Source organism: Vibrio sp. 10N.222.55.B11 (assembly GCF_041473705.1).
GTDB classification, from domain to species: Bacteria; Pseudomonadota; Gammaproteobacteria; order Enterobacterales; family Vibrionaceae; genus Vibrio; species Vibrio crassostreae_C.
This window is the reverse complement of the sequence record NZ_JBFRST010000035.1, coordinates 50,939-69,467: the sequence shown is the minus strand read 5'-3', so window position 1 is coordinate 69,467 and position 18,529 is coordinate 50,939. Positions and strand designations below refer to the sequence as shown.

Genomic DNA, 18,529 nt, shown 5'->3' with positions numbered 1-18,529 from the left:
ACTGGCCGGAGTGTACCTTATGAATAAGAAAACCATCGATGAGACGGTCAGCAACTTTGTGCTGTCCGCTCGTAGCGAAACCCGCATGCTCGGCGTGCATGGCGACTTAAAGAAAGTCGTGCGTCGAGCGCTCGAACTGTCCCCGTATGATTTTGGCATCACGGAAGGCCTACGCACCGCAAAACGCCAATACCAACTCTATCAGGAGGGCTTGAGCCAGCTCGATGGGGCTAAACGTCTCAGCCGGCACCAATCTGGCCATGCGATCGATTTCGTGGCTTACGATGAGAACAACAAGGTGACGTGGGACTTTAAGTACTACGACGCCATCAGTAAAGCCTTTAAACAAGCGGCGCGAGAGCTGAATGTCGCCATCGTTTGGGGTGGTGACTGGAAGAGCCTCAAAGACGGTCCGCACATTGAATTAAGTCGTCGGGTGTACACATGATTGGCGCGCTTGTTAATCTCGTGACCGGTGGTGTGTCTGCCTATAAGCAACACAATCAAAACCGAGCCGAAGCGCTTAAGCGAAAAGACGAACTCGAGAGCGAGAAGCATCAGGCGAGGGTGCGTCGACTGCAGAAAGGCGAAGAGCAGGCCAGCAGCCTCGATGAAGTCAGCATTCGAGAGCGGGGGTTGAAAGACGAGTTCATTCTCTTGGTGGTGTTTGTGCCGCTTATCCTGTCGTTCATCCCCAATTACGCGCCCTATGTTGAGCAAGGCTTTGAGGCGCTGCAGGGCATTCCCAATCCGTATTGGTTTGTGGTGGGTGCAGTCGTCGTTGACACGCTCGGGATGCGCGCCATGGTGCGTTATCTCCTCGAATTTTACGTGTCTAGATGGAAGGGCAAATGATGGAATTTGTAGACACACTGGTCATTGCGCTGATAACCGGCTGTGTCTCAAGCCTAGGAACAATTGCGGCTCTTAAAACGGACATTAACTGGATAAAGCGAGTGCAGCAAGACCAAGAGCAACGGATACGAAAACTGGAGATACCGAATGAAAGGACACAAATGCAAGGGACGTCGACCAAACGGCCAACTTAAGAAAGGCTACACACTTAAAAACGGGCGCGTAGTGAGGGCAAACACCACACGAAAACGCTACAAGAAACGTCGATAAATCATATCAAGAAAAGGGCCGTTTCCTTAGGGAAGTGGCCCTTCCTGTATTTCCATTATAACAATCTGCATGTTAGTCACACAGTTTTACAGCTAATGATTTAAATCACTGTTATAAATAGGGTTAATCGTTATAATCATTCTCATTAATTAAGCTTTTCAGAGCTTTTCTTTTAATAGCAGCTAGGTATTTTGGAGTTGATATGACAACTTGCTTTCTTTGCGGCAAAGAAATCATGGATAAAAAGTCCAAAGAACATATTTTAGGTGATTCATTTTTAAAATTAATCGCTTTAAAAACAGAAAACTTTAAATTTAACTGCTCTGCTTTAGATAAGGAATACTCAAGGCTAAAGGTACCTTCTCACCAAACTTGTAACAATGAGTTTGGTTCTCGTTTTGAATCCGAGATAATTAACTTAGTTTACAGTTTTGATGATCAACAACACAATCTATCTCGTTTGCATTTGAATGATGATAACTACGAAATTGACAAGCTGAGAGGGACCTTAACTAAGTGGTTGGCTAAATTGTATTTGGGGTTTGTTTATTGGGAGGCAGGATTACCCAGACATCCCAATATACAGTATCAATCCCAACTCAAACATCTCCTTGAAGACCAAACTCTGAAGCTACTGCAGTCATCTTTGAGTCAAGAAACTCCCTTGTATTTGCCTAGTTCTCTGTTTTATTTCAATTTGCCTGAAAACGACGATGATAACTTGAGATTTGATTTCGCTACAGGATTACCTTTAGGGTTATTTTTCATTAAGTTCAAAAGGCATCTACTTGTGGTTTGCTTGGGGGATGGGAACTTAGTGACTGAGTACTTTACTGATGATCAGTATTTGTATTCGCAAAATTTAATAAATGAATACAAAGATTCAGACCCTCTTGCATACTTACATCCAGTTTCCCATATTTGGGCTGTAAGAGAGTTGCTCCCAGTACAGCCTGATTTAGAGTTTTATTCAAATTGTATATTGGATAGATCTCGTTCACGTTATCTCGATAAACCAGAGATTGATGAGTTGGCTGTAAACATGAGAGCGAGGAATGTATTTGTAGAGCATACATCGAGGTTTGGAACATCTATCTAACGAGGATGTGTAACGCGTGGAATGTACGATACGAAGGTTTTTGCTTTAGCTTTCTTAAGCAATACTCATACCATCAACAAAGCGTTGTCTTACAAAGAGGAATTTATGGAGCGTTTTATCTTTCGAGATGTGACAGTACTAATCACATTTTGTACGGGCCTGCTCTATGTTATGGGCAAGTCATACTATTCAGGGTATTTGGGGTATTGGGGGCTCAGCTTAAGTTATCTTCCCCTCACAACGCCTGAATTTCTTGAGCTGGGGTTTTCTCCATTTGCTTTAATTGGTGTTTTAACACTCAATTTGTTATTACCAACCGTAGGGCTGATAACTTTAGTTTGTTATTTAGTTTACCGACTATTCAAAAGACTTATTTTAAGATTGCTTCCCGAAAGTTTAAATAAAATTGGCGTAGCTAGAGAAGGTCAAGATGATGAGGACAATGTTACAAAAACAAAGGCAACTTTCACCAAAGCTCCCTTAGGCTACATACGGGATGGTCTTCTAGTCTATGTAATTTGCTCTTTTGGTTATGGGTTGTTTGGTTCATGGATAGCTAGTATTAATTACGATCAAATAGTAGGTAAGCAAAAGACAGTTTTTCAACAACAAAATGATGAACTAGTTTCTTTAATCTCATGTTCTGGCGTAACTACCTTATGTGCGGTCTACTCGCACACGGACAGTCAAACAAAGCTAATTAATATTGAGGGGCTCAGAGATTCAAAGGTAGTAAGCAAACCCAAAACACTGTTCGAACGCTGGTTCAAGAGTTAATGCTATTTAATAAATAGTTTGCTAGCGATTCGAAATACATGGCACTTTTAATGATTGTTTAGGGGGGACGTCAGGGTTTTTATTACGCCTTTACCTTAACAATTTCTCATATTAAACAAGGAGTTTTGATGTCATTTTTGACGGAATTTTCAGATATCGCAAAAACTATAAGTACGGGAGCTCTTGGTTCTTTAGTTATTGCAGTAGTGATATATCTTTACAGATCAAAAGGTATTATCAAAGTTATAAAGCAAGCTTTAGATGCTTATATCAGTGAATTGGGAAAAGTTGATAGCATTGCAATAACCATAGTGCAACGCGTCTTTAAAGCGAACTCAGTTCTATTAGATGTTTCTATGCTTTTGAACTCCAGTGCATTTTTGGTTGTCGAGGTTCTAGCGAAAGAGATTGCAGATTCGGATGTAAGTGCAAAAGATAGAAAAGCGAATACCATCGTGGGTGTAATGTTACTGGAAAAAGCTAAAAAAGGAACTATACAGCAGTCAATATTAATTCTTGGTATCTTGGCTCACCTTTTCATCGTGTGGCTTACTGATTCTGGCATAAACCAGTTTGTATTGCTCTTTTTGGCTGTGTTGCTCCTAGCAGTATTTACAGATCAAAAGCTAATGGAATTTCGCATTAGAAAGGGATGGTACGGTAGCAACGAGTTTGAGACGAGAGAGCTTATTGAGTTCATTACTTTGCATTCGAATAAGGACGACTTCAATGACGGAAACGGTGCGAAAAGAATTATTCCCAACCCAGAGCTTGATCTAGCCTCTGAACATGAGGAGAGTAAAGGAGAAGTAGTTATATGAACACAGAGCAAGTTACAGTCTTAGTTAGAAAAGCAATAAACATTCTTTTTGTGTCTAATCCTAGAGGTACTAGTTTAGGGGTATTATCTGGGATAGTACTAGATGGACTTATAGGTTTGTTTAATCCCTTTTTAAAAAGCGTTTCAATTATTAATATAGGCCTCATAAAGTTTTGGCACTTGATAGGCTTGGGTGTCTTCTTGTTTAATATCCTCCCGTTTCTCAATCGTCATAAAGTCGAACCATCCATCAATGAAGCTATCTCGTACATTGAGAAGCAAAAACAATTGGGTAGCATAGACGAATGGCAGGCGAAGCAAATGTATAGAAACCTTCATAGTAAAGTTTTAGATAATGTACTTTTAAATAAAGAACAACAGGAATTATCAGAAAAAATCCACTCAATAGCTTCGACAAGTGAAAGTCAAAAATAATTGTATTAAACATCTAAGAGTGATCCCCACGTTTAGATTTTCTGGGCTAAACTTGTAAGGTTAAAAGTGATACAATAGTGTCACTTTAGTTTTCTATTGGAGTCATTCTCATGAAAGTCGAGCTCGTTACTTCCCTTAAGCGTCAAGCGACCAAAATCCTTGCCGACCTACACGACACCAAAGAGCCCGTGTTGATCACCGAGCATGGCAAACCTTCTGCGTATTTGGTGGATGTCGACGACTATCAGTTTATGCAAAACCGTTTGGTTATCCTGGAAGGGATCGCACGCGGTGAGCGCGCCATTTCTGAAGGCAAGGCGCTGAGTCATGACGAAGCCAAAGACAAGATGTCAAAATGGCTGAAGTGATTTGGAGTGAGCCCGCGTTATCGGATCTGAACGATATCGCGGAATACATTGCCCTTGAAAATTTGGTCGCGGCCAAACAACTCGTTCAAAACGTCTTCGACAAAGTCGAACGTCTCGTTGACTTTCCTGAGTCTGGGCGTCTGCCTCCCGAGATCGAGCACCTCAATTATCGCGAAGTCGTAGTGAATCCATGTCGAGTTTTCTACAAGCAAGAAGGTGACAAAGTGTACATCTTGTTTGTGATGCGCGCGGAGCGAGATTTACGTCGATTTTTACTGAGCAAACAGTAAAGTATTTTTGCCACCTCTGATAGGCTGATGGTCTACATAGAGGAGGGGGCAACATGGTGAAAAAGAAAAAAACACTTCCATCTAAACGTCTCACCAAACCAGTGCCTTCATGGACTGAGGCCAAACTGATCACCATCAAGCGACACCGTATCGAGGGCGCCTTAAGCTTCGGTGTATCGACCATCTCCAGACCGCAAGTCTTACCTAATTATGAGCGCGTTTGGGAACAAACCATCGTCGAAGAAGCGTACCAACAAGCGATTGTTGAGCTGCTAGAGCAGGGCGAGGTCGTGTTGAGAGTAGAAGACTAAATGGGTTTCTCTTTGGTGTGTTTTCTTTTGGGCACACCCGTCTAAATCATTGATATTAAGATTAACTTTCCAATTTCAAGCCAAATTACGCCCCTCTGAGTGGTTTCTCATTCTAATTTATAATTATTAATTTCAAACAAGCCGGCAGCGTAAAAACGCGCAACGATCATAATGTATATATTCCTCGTCGTTCATATAACGCCATGAGGAAATTAAGAATGAAACACCCCAGTTCTATTAAAGTATTGAAAAGCACAATGTTGATCGCCGGTGTGTTATTGGTCGGTTGTAAAGAAAAAAACCTGTTCGAAAAGGTTGAAGAGATTGAAATTGAAAACAACGAGAGCCTAGAGGTAGAAACGCAATCATTCCAAATCAGTGAGGTGATCGTTACGGCGGACAGTCGCACGTTCCCCGTGAAGAGTATCATCACGTTCGAGGTGTTTGCAGAAACCGAAGCCTTGTTTGATGGCCCACAAGACATCGCAGCGCACACTTCGTCATCACGCGTGAACATTTCAACACTGTCGGGACTCAGACTTGAATCCATGGATCCGGATATTTTGAGCATTCCAGACGGTGAGCGGATCGGCATTGCTCGAAAGGAAGGGTCCGTCACGGTATACGCGCACTTTAGAGGCGTACAAAGTGCGCCGCTAAAGTTGGAGATCTTACCGCTTCTAGCTTCGTGTGGTCAGGTGAACAATACCGACAAAAATAACTCGGGTGGCTCCTGTTTAAAAGTGGTCAAAGGGAGATATGCTGAGGCTAATAACAAGCTCTTCACCGGTACCCCTAGTGTTCCTTTCTTAGACACGCTGAATTACCACCAAGAGAACACCGTTGATAACGCGGGCAAAACGTACGCCTCCAGTCTTGTTGGGGTCGGTCTCCACGCGACGGCCAGTGCGCTTTTTGGACTGTTTCGTCAAGATGGACAGGACGCCACTTTAGACGGCACCCACGGTCAATATGACCGCTATTGCCAACACCTGGCTGAACTTCAATTCTTGGAAAGAAGGGATTGGCGCCGTGCAACAGGCCTAGAATTATCGGCGCTCTTTCAGGGCTCAGGAAACCTCTTTGACAATCATGGCGTATTTAATCAAGTCGATTATTGGACTGCGAGTCAATCCATGCCTGGGAAACAAACGGCATTACCCTTTGAATTTTTTAGTGTTGCATTAAAGAACACAGGATTCGTTTTCCCACAAAGTCGGACAGAAAGTTTGGCAGCCAGTTGCGTGTCCGCCAACGCGAGTCATCCCTAACGACGGAGTCAAGCCGGCTCATCGGGAGGGATCTTATCTATCTCGTGATCCAGCGCTTTTATCAAGGCGTCAAGGTTATAATCCGCGATCCCACTGTCTTCACCTTCCATAAGCCGTTGTCGTAACGTCCTTATTTTATTCTCTTTTAAGTCACCAAGGCGCTGCGCTGAGCCTACTGTAGGGGGATCGCCAGCGCCAAATCGATGAAAGCGGGCAGGTGAGTTACTTCTTTTTATGGCCACTCTGTATGAGCCTCAACGAGCCGAGGGATTTGGTTTCCATGAATTGGCCCATGGCCGCCCAATGGGCGATGGTTTGGGATGGCGTCAGTCCAGAACTTTTGGCGGCTTTGCGCGCTTGGTTGAACAGCACTTGATCGATATAGACACTCACTTTCATCGCTAATCCTTTTTATCTTGCTTCTTTATTTGAATTTGCTGGGTACCCAAGGTTTGGCGGGCATTCGACGACCGCCACGAAACGGCAATGGATGCTCCTTAGGTGGGTAATATTTCGGTGAATCAATCTTGCCGTGGCGCTCAACCAGTTGACGATGCTCATCACGCCAGTAGGCAAAACTGAGCAATTCTTTGGGATTAAATTCGCGTCTTTCTGGTGTGATCAAGGTGGCACGGTCGACGTTGATTTTAAATCCGTCCCAACGGTGATCCAGTGGCAAATAACCCCGAGCATGCACATTCATGAGTTTCTCGGCGATCGGGTTGATCGAGCATTGACCCGATAACCAACGCCGCATGGTTGGCACCGTCACATGAAAAAACGCCGCAGCGTCTTTCAAAGAATCAAAATGTTGGTTCACCAACTCAGCAAATGGCGGGGTTCTCATGTGATCGACCTCATAAAATATTAGTGGTTAATGATAGTTTATTCCTATTTCACTTTGATGTTTTGATAGTTAGTGGCTATCAAAACGCAGCAGTTTCTTGAAAATTAAATATTGCGTTTGGAACACTATAGCGAAGCCGAGCGTCCAAAAAAGTAATTAATAGGATAATTTCAGGGTAAAGATTAAGGAAAACAAGGCAGTTAGACGCCCAGATAAGCAAAAATCGACCAAGGTTAAGAACTTGAAAAGATTATAATTAATCACTATATTAGTGCGTATTATGTATATTATGTTAAATGGTGTTTGGTATTTATAAGGCAGGTATCTTTGTGCGATGCCCTGCCTCTTGTTTATCTACCAAATCGATGTTCTATTTAACAGTAAGGCTATTTACCATAAAATACCTAATAAACATATTTCCTAATCTTCGATTAAGAATACGTTTATTAGACTTCAAGCATTAATCGATCAATTGCTTCTGTGATCTCTTTAGTTCTTACTGGCTTGGTCACGAAATCATTCATGCCGACATCTAAGCACGAACATTTGTCTTCTACTGATGTGTGTGCTGTTAGCGCAACGATTGGTGTTTTGATGTTTGCGTCTCTCATGTATTTGGTTGTGGTTAATCCATCCATGACCGGCATCGACACATCCATTAAGATAATGTCTATCGAGTCATTGGCTCTTTCCACAAAGCCAATCGCTTCCTCACCGTTGCTTACGATGAAAACTTCGTGGCCTTGTCGCGTTAGGATTAATTTGATCACCATTTGATTGGTTGGATTGTCTTCGACAACTAAGACTGAATAACGGCTTCTTAACTCTCGTGAAGATTCGTCTTCTTTGTTAGCCAGATTATTCGTAACTCTAGTAAGCACTGGCAACTGTACTTCGAATTTGGAGCCTTTTCCAGGCTCACTTTTTACCGATATGCGCCCGCGCATCAGTTCAACCAGTCTTTTAGTGATGGCCAAGCCTAAACCTGTGCCACCAAATCTACGTGTGATTGTGCTATCAGCTTGCACAAATGGACTGAACAGCGACGAAAGTTGTTGCGAGCTAATGCCAATCCCTGTGTCTTCCACCGTTATATAGAAAGAGCTCTGCTGGTACTTTATAGAAACATGGACATGCCCACGCTCAGTGAACTTAATCGCGTTACCGATCAAATTAAATAGGATCTGTGCCAAGCGACTTGGGTCGATGTAATGAAGTTCACCTTCAGGGATATCGCTAGTTACTGTTAGCGGCAAACCTTTATCGTCTGCTGTCTTCTTTTGTTCAGACAATACAAAAGTTACAGTGTCTCTTACGTTGCTCCATTGAGGAGCCAACGAGAAACACCCAGATTCAATCTTAGAAAAATCCAATACGTCACTGATAATTGCCAACAATAGCTCAGATGATGTGCTCATATTAAGCAGTATAGACTGTTGTTCTTCGTTCAATGATGTGGATTTTAGGGCGTCTATTAGGCCAATTATGGCATTTAGCGGTGTTCTTAATTCATGACTCATCATCGCGAGGAATTCAGACTTGGCCTTGTTGGCTCTTTCTGCGTCTTTTCTTGCTGTGACAAGCTCTGCGGTACGTTCTCGAACGGTTGCTTCAAGCTTTTCTTTGTTCTCAATATCGAAAACAGCACGCTCTATCAACGGTCGAAAACGGTTTAGTGTGGCCTTAGTTTCAATACTAAAGTGCTTGGTATTCGAGTGGATAAAGATGATGACGGATTGTGTTAGTCCGCTATCGATACCAGTAATTAGAACAGAGTTGATTTGATCGAGGATAATGGGATGTAAGGAATTGAATTCACCCAGAGACTTGGGTTCAAAAAGGATGGCGCATTCTCCATTGATCACTCGAGATAACTTGCCACAATCACTCCAATTCACCTGTTCGAAGACTTTGTTATTGCTTAGCAGGGTTTTGAAACTGCCTTCGTTCCCTACCCTTGATACCACGATAAAGTCATCAAACTTAATGTATTTTTTGAGCACGAACTCGAGACTGGAGAATATCTCAGATATGTTACTTGCCTTACTGATCGCAGAGATGGTTGATAAGATCACCCTGTTCTCTTCAGCCAGCTTTCGCTCACGGGCTTTTAGTTTTTGCAGTTCAATACGTGCTTCTTGCAGCGCTTCTTGACCTTCAGAACCCATTACTTTTTCAACCTATAAAACGTTGCAGACGATACCATTAAATTCCCGTGTGCATTCTCGCCACCAGAGAGCCTGCCTTGTTCACCAAACGTAAATGGACATATGTATGGGAGCCCATTAAGTGCTTGATTTATTTGGTCACAAATCTCATCCATATCTTGTTTAAGGTTCAACATTGGGCCTGCACAAAAGATATTGATCGCCCCTAGTTTCTCTTCAAGATCCATGTCGTTGTAGTATGAGGAGTGAATGATATTCGCGGCGCGGCTAATCAACTGCTGCTTAGACCCTTGCATCAGGTAGATGGTGTCGCCTTCACTGATGTCTGTGAACAGCTCAATCCCATTACACTCCGTCTCTCTGATCGAATGAGACAATTTGAAATATGGGTAATCGTAAGAAGAGCCGACTTTCCTGCCTAATGGGTAGACTGACGACTTTTCGAATATGTAGCCATCATCACTGCCATCTAAGTGGAAATTAGTCCATTCGTTGTAAACGGTGACGGCTGGCCTGTGGTCTATCTCCAACAAAATTCGGTTTCTTACTTTGGTCACGGTGCCTGAATACCGCGTAGGCGTATGACCCGCGCTGAAAGAGGAATAGATGGACTGAGACGCAAACACTACCGTTAAAGACACACCATTTATAGACAGCGACTCTTCGGTGAAGATACTCCAATTTCCGGAAACCTGGTTGTCTGCAGCACTGCCACCAATAATTGGCACTTCAGTACCAAATTTCTTATCGATAGCCGCCATCACCTTTTCTTCGTTACCCGGTGTGGAATGCAGCAAGATAAGATCAGGAATTTCACCTTCTCGGTTGGCGTTCTTGAGTGCTTTGTCTATCGCGCTGAAGGTACTGCGGTCTATGGAGTCGCTGAAATGTTCGATTCCCGTACCATAGGCGTTGATCCCCGAGTCATAAATAATGAGGACGCCAATGACTGGACCAGAATGAAAACCAGTTTCGGTCATAATGCCGTGACAAGTAGTACAGCCATGTATGGGAGTGTTCGGGAGAGCATCTACGAAATATCTCTGCACAGCGAGTGTCGAATACTCTTCTGTGCAGTAGCAAATAAGACAAGCAATATCGTCAGGGTTTTCCACCCCGCTGAGCAACTCATCTACTGCGATTTTATCGTCTAGGGAGTAAGAGACTTTTGATAGAAATTTCATAGATTCTGGGTAACTTTATTAATGCTCTCTTTATAACACTTTAATGCATTGTGTTTCACTGATTTGGTACATGTTTCTATCAAAAGAACCGAGGTGTGCCCCAGTTTCTCTCTGTTACTCCTTAGAAAGGTTTACAGAAAACGTGCTCACCTGTTGTGGAAATGTAACCTTTATTGAGGAGGTCTTATCACTAGTTTGTAACAGCCAATTTGATGGTCCTTTTTCTTCCAGAATTCCGCTTTCATTATAGCTAATGATAAATTTGCCAGTTTTAGATGTTTCGATCGAATACCCTAGGTTATTGCTTGAAACTGAAACATTATGATTATCAATACCAAATTTACAAGGTTTTGAAACTATACAGTTTACTGTTTCGTTATTATCGTATGTTACTGTTCTCCAAGTAAATGCAGCTATTAAAATAACCAACATGACGATAATTTGAACAAGCCTGCCTTTTGTTAGCTTTTGTGCCGCCATTATAATCTTTACTCCTTGTTACAAAGTTCAAAGTTTTTAAATAAAAATCCAATTCCAGACCAAGCGTAAGGTTACTACTCTGTCATTGATTTGTTAATTCAAGTATAGTGTCGCGTTGAAAATGCCACTTTTTTTTAAAATCAGCAAGTGGAAATAAAGCCCTGAATAGGCTGAATTTCCTTTTCTAATTTGGGTGGCATTACGACGTGAGTCGTGTTGGAAGTAAAGTGTAGTAAATAAGAAATTGGAAGCATGCAAATGAGCCAAGAAAAGCAGCTTGAACAAAACTACAACTATACGGTCGTCCGTCAATTTACCCTAGTTACAATTTTGTGGGGTATTGTCGGTATGGGCGTTGGTGTTTTGATTGCCGCTCAATTAGTTTGGCCACAGCTAAACTTTGATACGCCGTGGTTGACGTACAGTCGTTTACGTCCCCTGCATACTAATGCGGTTATTTTTGCGTTCGGTACAAGTGCGCTGTTTGCAACATCATATTATGTTGTACAACGTACCTGTCAGACGCGTCTCTTTGGTGGCCCTCTCGTAGCCTTTACCTTTTGGGGTTGGCAAGCGATTATCCTGTCCGCTGCAATTACTTTACCGTTAGGTTTAACCTCTGGTAAAGAATACGCAGAACTTGAATGGCCAATCGATATTGCTATTACTCTTGTGTGGGTAGCTTATGCGGTCGTGTTCTTCGGAACCATGATTAAACGTAAGACATCGCACATTTACGTAGCAAACTGGTTCTTCGGAGCCTTCATTATCACGGTTGCCGTGTTGCACATCGTTAACAGCCTAGCTGTTCCTGTCTCTGCGTTTAAATCGTACTCGATTTATTCCGGAGCGATCGATGCAATGGTGCAATGGTGGTACGGACACAATGCGGTAGGCTTCCTATTGACAGCTGGTTTCCTAGGTATGATGTACTACTTCGTTCCTAAACAAGCTGGTCGCCCTGTTTACTCTTACCGTTTGTCGATTGTTCACTTCTGGGCTCTCGTGTCTCTGTATATCTGGGCTGGTCCTCACCACCTACACTACACTGCACTTCCTGACTGGACTCAATCTCTAGGTATGGTTATGTCTTTGGTTCTGTTTGCTCCATCTTGGGGTGGTATGATCAACGGTATTATGACTCTATCTGGTGCGTGGCATAAGCTTCGCTACGACCCAATCCTACGTTTCCTAATCGTTTCTCTATCATTCTACGGCATGTCGACTTTCGAAGGCCCAATGATGGCAATCAAAACGGTTAACGCACTATCTCACTACACGGACTGGACTATCGGTCACGTTCACTCTGGTGCGTTAGGTTGGGTTGCAATGGTTTCTATCGGTTCGGTTTACCACTTAGTTCCTAAACTATTTGGTCAAGAGCGTATGTACTCTGTATCCCTAATCAATGTTCACTTCTGGTTAGCAACGATTGGTACGGTTTTCTACATTGTAGCAATGTGGATCTCTGGCGTGATGCAAGGTCTGATGTGGCGTGCAGTTAACTCTGACGGTACATTAACTTACAGCTTCGTTGAATCTGTAGAAGCGTCTTACCCGTTCTACTTTGTACGTTTCTTAGGTGGTTTCATCTTCCTATCTGGTATGTTCTTAATGGCATACAACACGTACAAAACTGTTTCTGCACCTAAAGATAGCCTTAAAGCTATCCCTCAACCGGCTTAAGGAGATTTAGAATGAGCTCAAATTCAAATAATCGCCATGAGTTGGTAGAGAAGAATGTTGGCCTACTAGCGATTCTTATCGTTATTGCTATCAGTTTTGGTGCTTTAGTAGAAATTACCCCACTTATTTTCCAAAAGCAGACTACTGAACCTGTAGAAAATCTACGTGTTTACTCTGCTCTGGAAATGGAAGGTCGTGATATCTACATTCGCGAAGGTTGTAACGTATGTCACAGCCAAATGATTCGTCCTTTCCGCTCTGAAACTGAACGTTACGGTCACTACTCTGTAGCTGGCGAAAGCGTTTGGGAACACCCATTCCTATGGGGTTCTAAGCGTACTGGTCCTGATTTAGCGCGTGTTGGTGATCGTTACTCTGATGAGTGGCACCGCGTTCACCTTATCGACCCTCGCGAACTTGTTCCTGAATCAAACATGCCTGGTTTCCCATGGCTTGCTGAGAATGTACTTGATGGCAAATTGACTAAACAGAAGCTTGAAATCTTCCGTAATCAATTTGGTGTTCCTTACACAGACGAACAAATTGCTAACGCTAAACAAGATGTTGAAGGAAAAACAGAGATGGATGCAATCATCGCTTACCTTCAATCGCTTGGCCACGCAATGAAATAAGGAATAATTATGGACATTATTACATTTCAAAGTGTTTGGACTGTTACTGTTTTTGCTTGTTTCATCGGCATCGTTTGGTGGGCTTTCGGTAAAAATCGTAAGTCGCGCTTCGACGAAGATGCAAACCTAGTGTTCGCTGATGAAGCACCTGCGAAAGATAAAAATCAAGGAGTGACGAAGTAATGAGTACATTCTGGAGTATTTGGGTAACAGTAATCACAATCGGTACATTGATTGGCTGTGCAGCCTTACTTCGTTGGTGTTCCAACGATAAAACAGGTGTAGAAGAAGGTCAGGATATGGGCCATGAATACGATGGTATTCGTGAGCTTAATAACCCGCTACCTAAATGGTGGACATACCTTTTCGTTAGCACAATTGTGTTTGCAGCTGTTTATCTAGCTCTATACCCAGGCCTTGGCAACTTTAAAGGTCTACTAGGTTGGACGAGTTCAAACCAAACAGTTCGTAGCGTAGAAGAGTCTCGCTCTGCAATCGCTGCTGCGCAAGCAAACAAACAGTTAGACGCATACGCGAAAGAGCTTGATGATGCAGACACCTACTTTGGTGAAGCATTCAGAAAGCTAGCTCACGACGAAAATGGTCTACGTTCCGTCCCTGACATTGCATCAGATGCTGATGCAATCAAAGTGGGCCAACGTTTGTTCCTACAAAACTGTTCTCAGTGTCACGGCTCTGATGCACGTGGTCAGAAAGGTTTCCCGAACCTAACTGATGACGCATGGTTATATGGTGGTGAACCACAAGCTATCGTTACTACCATCATGCATGGTCGTGTCGGTCAAATGCCAGGTTGGAAAGACGCTCTTGGCGAAGAAGGCGTAAAAGAAGTAGTTAGCTACACGCTTAGCCTTTCAGGTCGTAGCGTAAACGCACGTGAAGCAGAAGCTGGTAAAGCGCGCTTTGTAGTGTGTGCAGCGTGTCACGGTACTGATGGTAAGGGTAACCCTGCTGTTGGCGCCCCTGACCTGACTGACCGCGACTGGCTATTCGGCGATTCTCGCGCTGATGTGACGGAAACAGTCATGTACGGACGTTCTGGTGTAATGCCGGCTTGGAAGGACATCCTCGGTGAGGATAAGGTTCAGCTCGTCTCTGCCTACGTCTGGAGCCTCAGTAACTCAGATAAAGAGTAACATAATAATAACAGCCCCTTCTTAAGGGGCTGTCTTTCTTTTACAGTTATAACCTTAAGTGTTTGTAAAAATTAGTTTTATTTCATTGTATATATTGAGAATAATAATATGGAACAACCTTGGTATAAGCAGTTTTGGCCGTGGTTTTTGATCTTCCTAACCGTTGGCGTTTCTATGCTGACATTGGTTCGAGTCGCGATACTTACCAACCATTCAGTTAACGTTGTCACTGAAGATTACTATAAAAAAGGTAAAGGTATTAATGTCGACATTTCGAAAGTAAATGTTGCTAAAGAGCTTGGCCTGTCAGCTTCAGTTAGCGAGAAAGGTAACTCAGTTATCATTACCCTAGACAAAGGCAAGCTAGACCACTTCCCTGCTATTAGCGCAATGTTCGTGCACCGAACGCTGCCTGACCGTGATTTTACTCAGCTACTGACCGCTGATGCGAGAGGCAACTACACGTTGACTCTGGACCATGAAATGCAAGGTCCATGGTTTATTGAGCTTTCTCCGCATGATTCTGAATGGTTAGTGCAAGGTCGCATGAACTTCCCTATTGATACTCCTACTCAACTAACGAACTAAAGCTTATGTGTGAATCCTGTTATCACTGCGGTGAAGATGTACCAGCGGAAACGGATTTTAAAGTAGAAATCTTAGGATCGGTGCGACCTATGTGTTGTCCGGGTTGCGAAACCGTAGCCCAGACAATCGTTGATAGCGGTTTGGTCTCTTACTACCAATATCGTACCGCTCCAGCTGAAAAAGCGGATCTCGTGCCAGAGCAACTTCTGGCACTTAGTCATTACGACAACGAAGATGTTCAATTGGAGTTCGTCCGTAACTCTGAAAACACCTCTGAAGTGACATTGTCACTAGAAGGTGTATCTTGTGCTGCTTGTGCATGGCTTATTGAGAAGCAAGTCTCTTCAAAGTTAGGGGTTGTTAGTATTCGTGTTAATACCACGACTAACCGCGCCCTGCTCAGTTGGGACAACACTCAGACGAAACTGAGCGAGCTGTTGTCTTCAATCCATACCCTAGGCTACAAAGCCGCACCTTTTGAGGCTGATCAACAAGAAGCCGCCTATCATCGTTCGATGAAGAATTATCTCTATCGTCTTGGTATTGCTGGTTTAGCAACCATGCAGGTCATGATGCTGGCTGTGGCGCTTTATCTTGAAGTCTTTGGTAACCTTGAACCCGAATTCAAAAGCTACTTCCGCTGGGTGAGCTTAATCTTCGCAACGCCGGTTCTGCTCTACTCTGCATTGCCTTTCTATATCAATGCGTGGCGTAGTCTCAAAGGTCGAACATTGGGTATGGATGTACCTGTATCGATCGCTCTGTTGTTTGCTTACGTTGCAAGTTTGGTCGCAACGGTGACTGAAAAAGGTGAAGTCTTCTTCGAATCTATCTCGATGTTTACCTTCTTCCTACTGCTTGGTCGTTTCCTTGAAATGCGCGCTCGTCGTAAAGCAGCCGCCGCTAGTGGTAACCTGCTTAAGCTTGTTCCTGCTATGGCAACAACGTTAGATGGCGAACAAGTTCCGGTAAAAACCTTAAAAGTTGGCGACCAAATTCGCGTGCTACCGGGTGAACACATTCCTGCCGATGGCAAAGTATTGTCTGGCAGAATTCATATCGATGAATCGATGCTGACTGGCGAATCTATCCATGTGGTCAAAAACGAAGGCGATACCGTCTTCGCTGGCACATTGAATGGTGATGAATCATTTGAATTGGAAGTAATGACGTCTAAAGCGGATTCGGTGATTTCCAACATCGTTCGCCTGCAAGACGAAGCGCAATTGTCTAAACCCCGCATTGCAGAAATTGCTGATGTTGTGGCTCGATACTTTGTTGCGGTGATCTTAATCATCTCATTCGGTACTTGGTTTTACTGGCACCAAACACGACCAGAAGACGCTTTCTGGATCATGCTTTCGGTATTGGTAGCAACGTGTCCTTGTGCTCTGTCACTGGCAACACCGACGGCGATTACTTGTTCAACGTCTCGCATGGGTAACTTCGGTATTTTGCTGCGCAAAGGCCACGTATTCGAAACCTTGTGCAAAGTGAATCACTTGATCATCGATAAAACAGGTACATTGACTGAGGGTGATATTCGTATCAGCCAAGTTGAAACCTTCGCTGAACTTGATAAAGACACTTGTCTCAAAGTAGCGGCGAGCCTGGAACAACACGCTAACCACCCTATCGCTAAAGCGTTTAAGACTCATATTTCAGATTATATCGAAGTAGAGTCAGTTAATAACGTGATTGGTTCAGGTATCACTGGTGAGTGGAATGGCCAAGAAGTTGCGATTGGTAGTAGTGAATTCATTCTAGGTGAAGCTCAACCATCGGAAAGCAACGGCATTTACTTGTCGATGGCGGGTCGTCATATCGCTACATTTACTTATGAAGATCCAATCCGTAAAGAATGCATCGAGTTTATTAAGCAATTTAAAGAAGCGGGCATCAAAACAACTCTGCTTACTGGCGATTCTTTGATTAACGCGAAGCCTGTTGCTGAAGAGATAGGTATTACCGATATTGTTGCTAACGCGAAACCTGAAGATAAACTTGCTTACCTGAACTCTCGAGATGCAAGTGACATTACCATGATGGTTGGCGATGGTATTAACGATGCCCCTATTCTTGCGGGTGCACACCTTTCAGTCGCTATGGGCGGCGGAACCGATGTGGCTAAAGCCTCTGCGGATATGGTGTTACTGGGTGATAAGCTTGATAGATTACTTAAGTCGCGTACTTTGGCATTAAAAACGCGTAAGATAATCCGTGAAAACCTAGCTTGGTCATTAGGATATAACTTACTTATCCTTCCATTGGCTGTCGCGGGTTTGGTTGCTCCATACATTGCCGTTGTTGGCATGTCTGCCAGCTCTATTATTGTTGTGTCTAACTCGTTAAGGCTTTTAAAAGAGCAAGGTAAATAATGGAAAGTTTATACATCCTGATTCCCATTGCGATTGTACTAGTGTGCATCGCTGTTGGTATTTTTCTATGGGCGGTGAAGAGCGAACAGTTTGAAGACTTAGAACGTCAAGGCCACAACATTCTATTTGATGAAGACGAAAAGGCTCACAACCATTCTGATAGCAAACCTGTCAATAATGAGAAAGCTTACAGCGAAAGCCAAACTAACGTAGACAAAAAGAACGATGACGCCTGATTGGATCGGAGCCTTTGTTGTTGGATTGATCGGCGCAGGCCACTGCATGGGAATGTGTGGTGGTATTGCGTCGCTTCTTTCGATTGGCAACAGTAAACCTTCCCCTGTTATTCCCCTACTTTATAACCTAGGCCGTTTGCTGAGCTATGCCATGATTGGCGGTGTGATTGGCGGTGCAATCTCTTCGATAGGTCAGCTAAGCGATTTTAACGCTCTGCTGGGTTGGCTGCGATTATTTGCTGCTGGCTTTATGATCGTCTTAGGTTTGTATATCGGTAAATGGTGGTTCGGCTTGTTGTTCTTTGAAAAAGTCGGACAGAAGCTATGGCGCTATATCTCTCCTTTAGGTAAATCATTTCTACCATTGAAGCGCCCTAGCCATGCTTTGCCGTTTGGCTTTATTTGGGGTTGGCTGCCATGCGGCTTGGTTTACTCTATGCTTACGTGGGCAGCCGTGTCAGGAAGTTGGTATAACGGAGCCGGTATCATGCTTGCTTTCGGTTTAGGTACGCTTCCGGCAATGCTCACAGTGGGTATGGGCGCTAATTTCCTCAAAAAACTGCAACAAACTGACTTATTTCGCCAATTAGGCGCAATTTTAATCCTCCTTTATGGTTTCTATACCGGATATATGGCATTGCAGCTCATTATTTATACCGTATAGGCAATCTTTAAAT

Annotated in this window: 25 protein-coding genes; 19 read left to right on the top strand and 6 right to left on the bottom strand. The window is 43.5% G+C overall.

All coding sequences use genetic code 11. The features are described from left to right. Positions 1 to 19: 19 nt before the first annotated feature. The 11 genes from AB4503_RS12335 to AB4503_RS12285 all read left to right on the top strand — a co-directional run bounded on the left by AB4503_RS12335 (position 20) and on the right by AB4503_RS12285 (position 6,496). On the top strand, positions 20 to 448 hold the full coding sequence (locus tag AB4503_RS12335; protein ID WP_048666316.1) for a M15 family metallopeptidase: 429 nt from the start codon (positions 20 to 22) through the stop codon (positions 446 to 448). Then, entirely contained in the window at positions 445 to 855 is a 411-nt protein-coding gene (locus tag AB4503_RS12330; RefSeq protein WP_016800783.1) for a hypothetical protein, read from the top strand. Before AB4503_RS12335 ends, AB4503_RS12330 begins: the two co-directional genes overlap by 4 nt. After that, a complete protein-coding gene (locus tag AB4503_RS12325; RefSeq protein ID WP_311764562.1) occupies positions 852 to 1,049 on the top strand; it encodes a hypothetical protein in 198 nt (65 codons plus the stop codon). Before AB4503_RS12330 ends, AB4503_RS12325 begins: the two co-directional genes overlap by 4 nt. 278 nt (positions 1,050 to 1,327) lie before the next feature. Then, positions 1,328 to 2,224: a hypothetical protein gene (locus tag AB4503_RS12320; protein ID WP_372114850.1), complete on the top strand. Its 897-nt coding sequence runs from the start codon at positions 1,328 to 1,330 to the stop codon at positions 2,222 to 2,224. Between the two features lie 21 nt (positions 2,225 to 2,245). Then, positions 2,246 to 3,001 carry a hypothetical protein gene (locus AB4503_RS12315; RefSeq protein ID WP_372114848.1) on the top strand — a complete coding sequence of 252 codons (756 nt, stop codon included), beginning with the start codon at positions 2,246 to 2,248 and terminating at the stop codon, positions 2,999 to 3,001. Positions 3,002 to 3,129: 128 nt separating this feature from the next. Then, positions 3,130 to 3,822, top strand: a complete 693-nt coding sequence (locus tag AB4503_RS12310) for a hypothetical protein (protein ID WP_372114847.1) — start codon at positions 3,130 to 3,132, stop codon at positions 3,820 to 3,822. Further along, positions 3,819 to 4,256, top strand: a complete 438-nt coding sequence (locus tag AB4503_RS12305; protein WP_372114845.1) for a hypothetical protein — start codon at positions 3,819 to 3,821, stop codon at positions 4,254 to 4,256. The genes AB4503_RS12310 and AB4503_RS12305 overlap by 4 nt, the downstream gene beginning before the upstream one ends. A 110-nt stretch (positions 4,257 to 4,366) precedes the next feature. After that, complete coding sequence (locus AB4503_RS12300; RefSeq protein ID WP_372114842.1) at positions 4,367 to 4,624, top strand: type II toxin-antitoxin system Phd/YefM family antitoxin; 258 nt, start codon at positions 4,367 to 4,369, stop codon at positions 4,622 to 4,624. Continuing rightward, positions 4,612 to 4,914 carry a type II toxin-antitoxin system RelE/ParE family toxin gene (locus AB4503_RS12295; protein WP_054542101.1) on the top strand — a complete coding sequence of 101 codons (303 nt, stop codon included), beginning with the start codon at positions 4,612 to 4,614 and terminating at the stop codon, positions 4,912 to 4,914. Before AB4503_RS12300 ends, AB4503_RS12295 begins: the two co-directional genes overlap by 13 nt. Before the next feature lie 53 nt (positions 4,915 to 4,967). After that, positions 4,968 to 5,225, top strand: coding sequence for a hypothetical protein (locus AB4503_RS12290; RefSeq protein ID WP_372114839.1), 258 nt, complete (start codon positions 4,968 to 4,970; stop codon positions 5,223 to 5,225). 218 nt (positions 5,226 to 5,443) lie between these two features. Then, the gene (locus tag AB4503_RS12285; RefSeq protein ID WP_108085723.1) at positions 5,444 to 6,496 is read left to right on the top strand and encodes a hypothetical protein; all 1,053 of its coding nucleotides are present in this window, start codon (positions 5,444 to 5,446) and stop codon (positions 6,494 to 6,496) included. Between the two features lie 8 nt (positions 6,497 to 6,504). On the opposite strand, the gene AB4503_RS12280 is transcribed toward AB4503_RS12285, so the two are convergent. The 6 genes from AB4503_RS12280 to AB4503_RS12255 all read right to left on the bottom strand — a co-directional run bounded on the left by AB4503_RS12280 (position 6,505) and on the right by AB4503_RS12255 (position 11,175). Then, positions 6,505 to 6,738 (bottom strand): type II toxin-antitoxin system ParD family antitoxin, encoded by a 234-nt coding sequence (locus AB4503_RS12280; protein ID WP_102421156.1) that lies wholly within the window; start codon positions 6,736 to 6,738, stop codon positions 6,505 to 6,507. Continuing rightward, positions 6,719 to 6,895, bottom strand: coding sequence for a hypothetical protein (locus AB4503_RS12275; protein WP_133154724.1), 177 nt, complete (start codon positions 6,893 to 6,895; stop codon positions 6,719 to 6,721). The genes AB4503_RS12280 and AB4503_RS12275 overlap by 20 nt, the downstream gene beginning before the upstream one ends. A 25-nt stretch (positions 6,896 to 6,920) precedes the next feature. Next, complete coding sequence (locus tag AB4503_RS12270) at positions 6,921 to 7,343, bottom strand: phage protein (RefSeq protein ID WP_016787066.1); 423 nt, start codon at positions 7,341 to 7,343, stop codon at positions 6,921 to 6,923. 446 nt (positions 7,344 to 7,789) lie between these two features. Further along, complete coding sequence (locus AB4503_RS12265) at positions 7,790 to 9,511, bottom strand: ATP-binding protein (RefSeq protein ID WP_372114834.1); 1,722 nt, start codon at positions 9,509 to 9,511, stop codon at positions 7,790 to 7,792. Beyond that, positions 9,511 to 10,695, bottom strand: a complete 1,185-nt coding sequence (locus tag AB4503_RS12260) for an FIST signal transduction protein (protein ID WP_372114831.1) — start codon at positions 10,693 to 10,695, stop codon at positions 9,511 to 9,513. Before AB4503_RS12260 ends, AB4503_RS12265 begins: the two co-directional genes overlap by 1 nt. Before the next feature lie 114 nt (positions 10,696 to 10,809). Next, positions 10,810 to 11,175, bottom strand: a complete 366-nt coding sequence (locus AB4503_RS12255) for a hypothetical protein (protein WP_372114828.1) — start codon at positions 11,173 to 11,175, stop codon at positions 10,810 to 10,812. A gap of 252 nt (positions 11,176 to 11,427) precedes the next feature. Between AB4503_RS12255 and ccoN the strand changes: the two genes are divergently transcribed. From ccoN to AB4503_RS12215, 8 genes are all read left to right on the top strand, one after another. Beyond that, a complete protein-coding gene (gene ccoN, locus AB4503_RS12250; protein ID WP_009846707.1) occupies positions 11,428 to 12,861 on the top strand; it encodes a cytochrome-c oxidase, cbb3-type subunit I in 1,434 nt (477 codons plus the stop codon). An 11-nt stretch (positions 12,862 to 12,872) separates the two neighbouring features. Continuing rightward, positions 12,873 to 13,493: a cytochrome-c oxidase, cbb3-type subunit II gene (ccoO, locus tag AB4503_RS12245; RefSeq protein WP_017059643.1), complete on the top strand. Its 621-nt coding sequence runs from the start codon at positions 12,873 to 12,875 to the stop codon at positions 13,491 to 13,493. Between the two features lie 9 nt (positions 13,494 to 13,502). After that, positions 13,503 to 13,676: a CcoQ/FixQ family Cbb3-type cytochrome c oxidase assembly chaperone gene (locus tag AB4503_RS12240; protein ID WP_004733679.1), complete on the top strand. Its 174-nt coding sequence runs from the start codon at positions 13,503 to 13,505 to the stop codon at positions 13,674 to 13,676. Beyond that, positions 13,676 to 14,650: a cytochrome-c oxidase, cbb3-type subunit III gene (gene ccoP, locus AB4503_RS12235; protein ID WP_017063857.1), complete on the top strand. Its 975-nt coding sequence runs from the start codon at positions 13,676 to 13,678 to the stop codon at positions 14,648 to 14,650. The genes AB4503_RS12240 and ccoP overlap by 1 nt, the downstream gene beginning before the upstream one ends. Positions 14,651 to 14,758: 108 nt before the next feature. After that, positions 14,759 to 15,238, top strand: coding sequence for a FixH family protein (locus tag AB4503_RS12230; RefSeq protein WP_017059641.1), 480 nt, complete (start codon positions 14,759 to 14,761; stop codon positions 15,236 to 15,238). A gap of 5 nt (positions 15,239 to 15,243) precedes the next feature. Further along, on the top strand, positions 15,244 to 17,616 hold the full coding sequence (locus tag AB4503_RS12225; RefSeq protein ID WP_372114826.1) for a heavy metal translocating P-type ATPase: 2,373 nt from the start codon (positions 15,244 to 15,246) through the stop codon (positions 17,614 to 17,616). Further along, on the top strand, positions 17,616 to 17,852 hold the full coding sequence (gene ccoS / locus AB4503_RS12220; protein WP_248369525.1) for a cbb3-type cytochrome oxidase assembly protein CcoS: 237 nt from the start codon (positions 17,616 to 17,618) through the stop codon (positions 17,850 to 17,852). The genes AB4503_RS12225 and ccoS overlap by 1 nt, the downstream gene beginning before the upstream one ends. Then, positions 17,842 to 18,516 carry a sulfite exporter TauE/SafE family protein gene (locus tag AB4503_RS12215; RefSeq protein ID WP_372114823.1) on the top strand — a complete coding sequence of 225 codons (675 nt, stop codon included), beginning with the start codon at positions 17,842 to 17,844 and terminating at the stop codon, positions 18,514 to 18,516. Before ccoS ends, AB4503_RS12215 begins: the two co-directional genes overlap by 11 nt. Positions 18,517 to 18,529 lie beyond the last annotated feature (13 nt).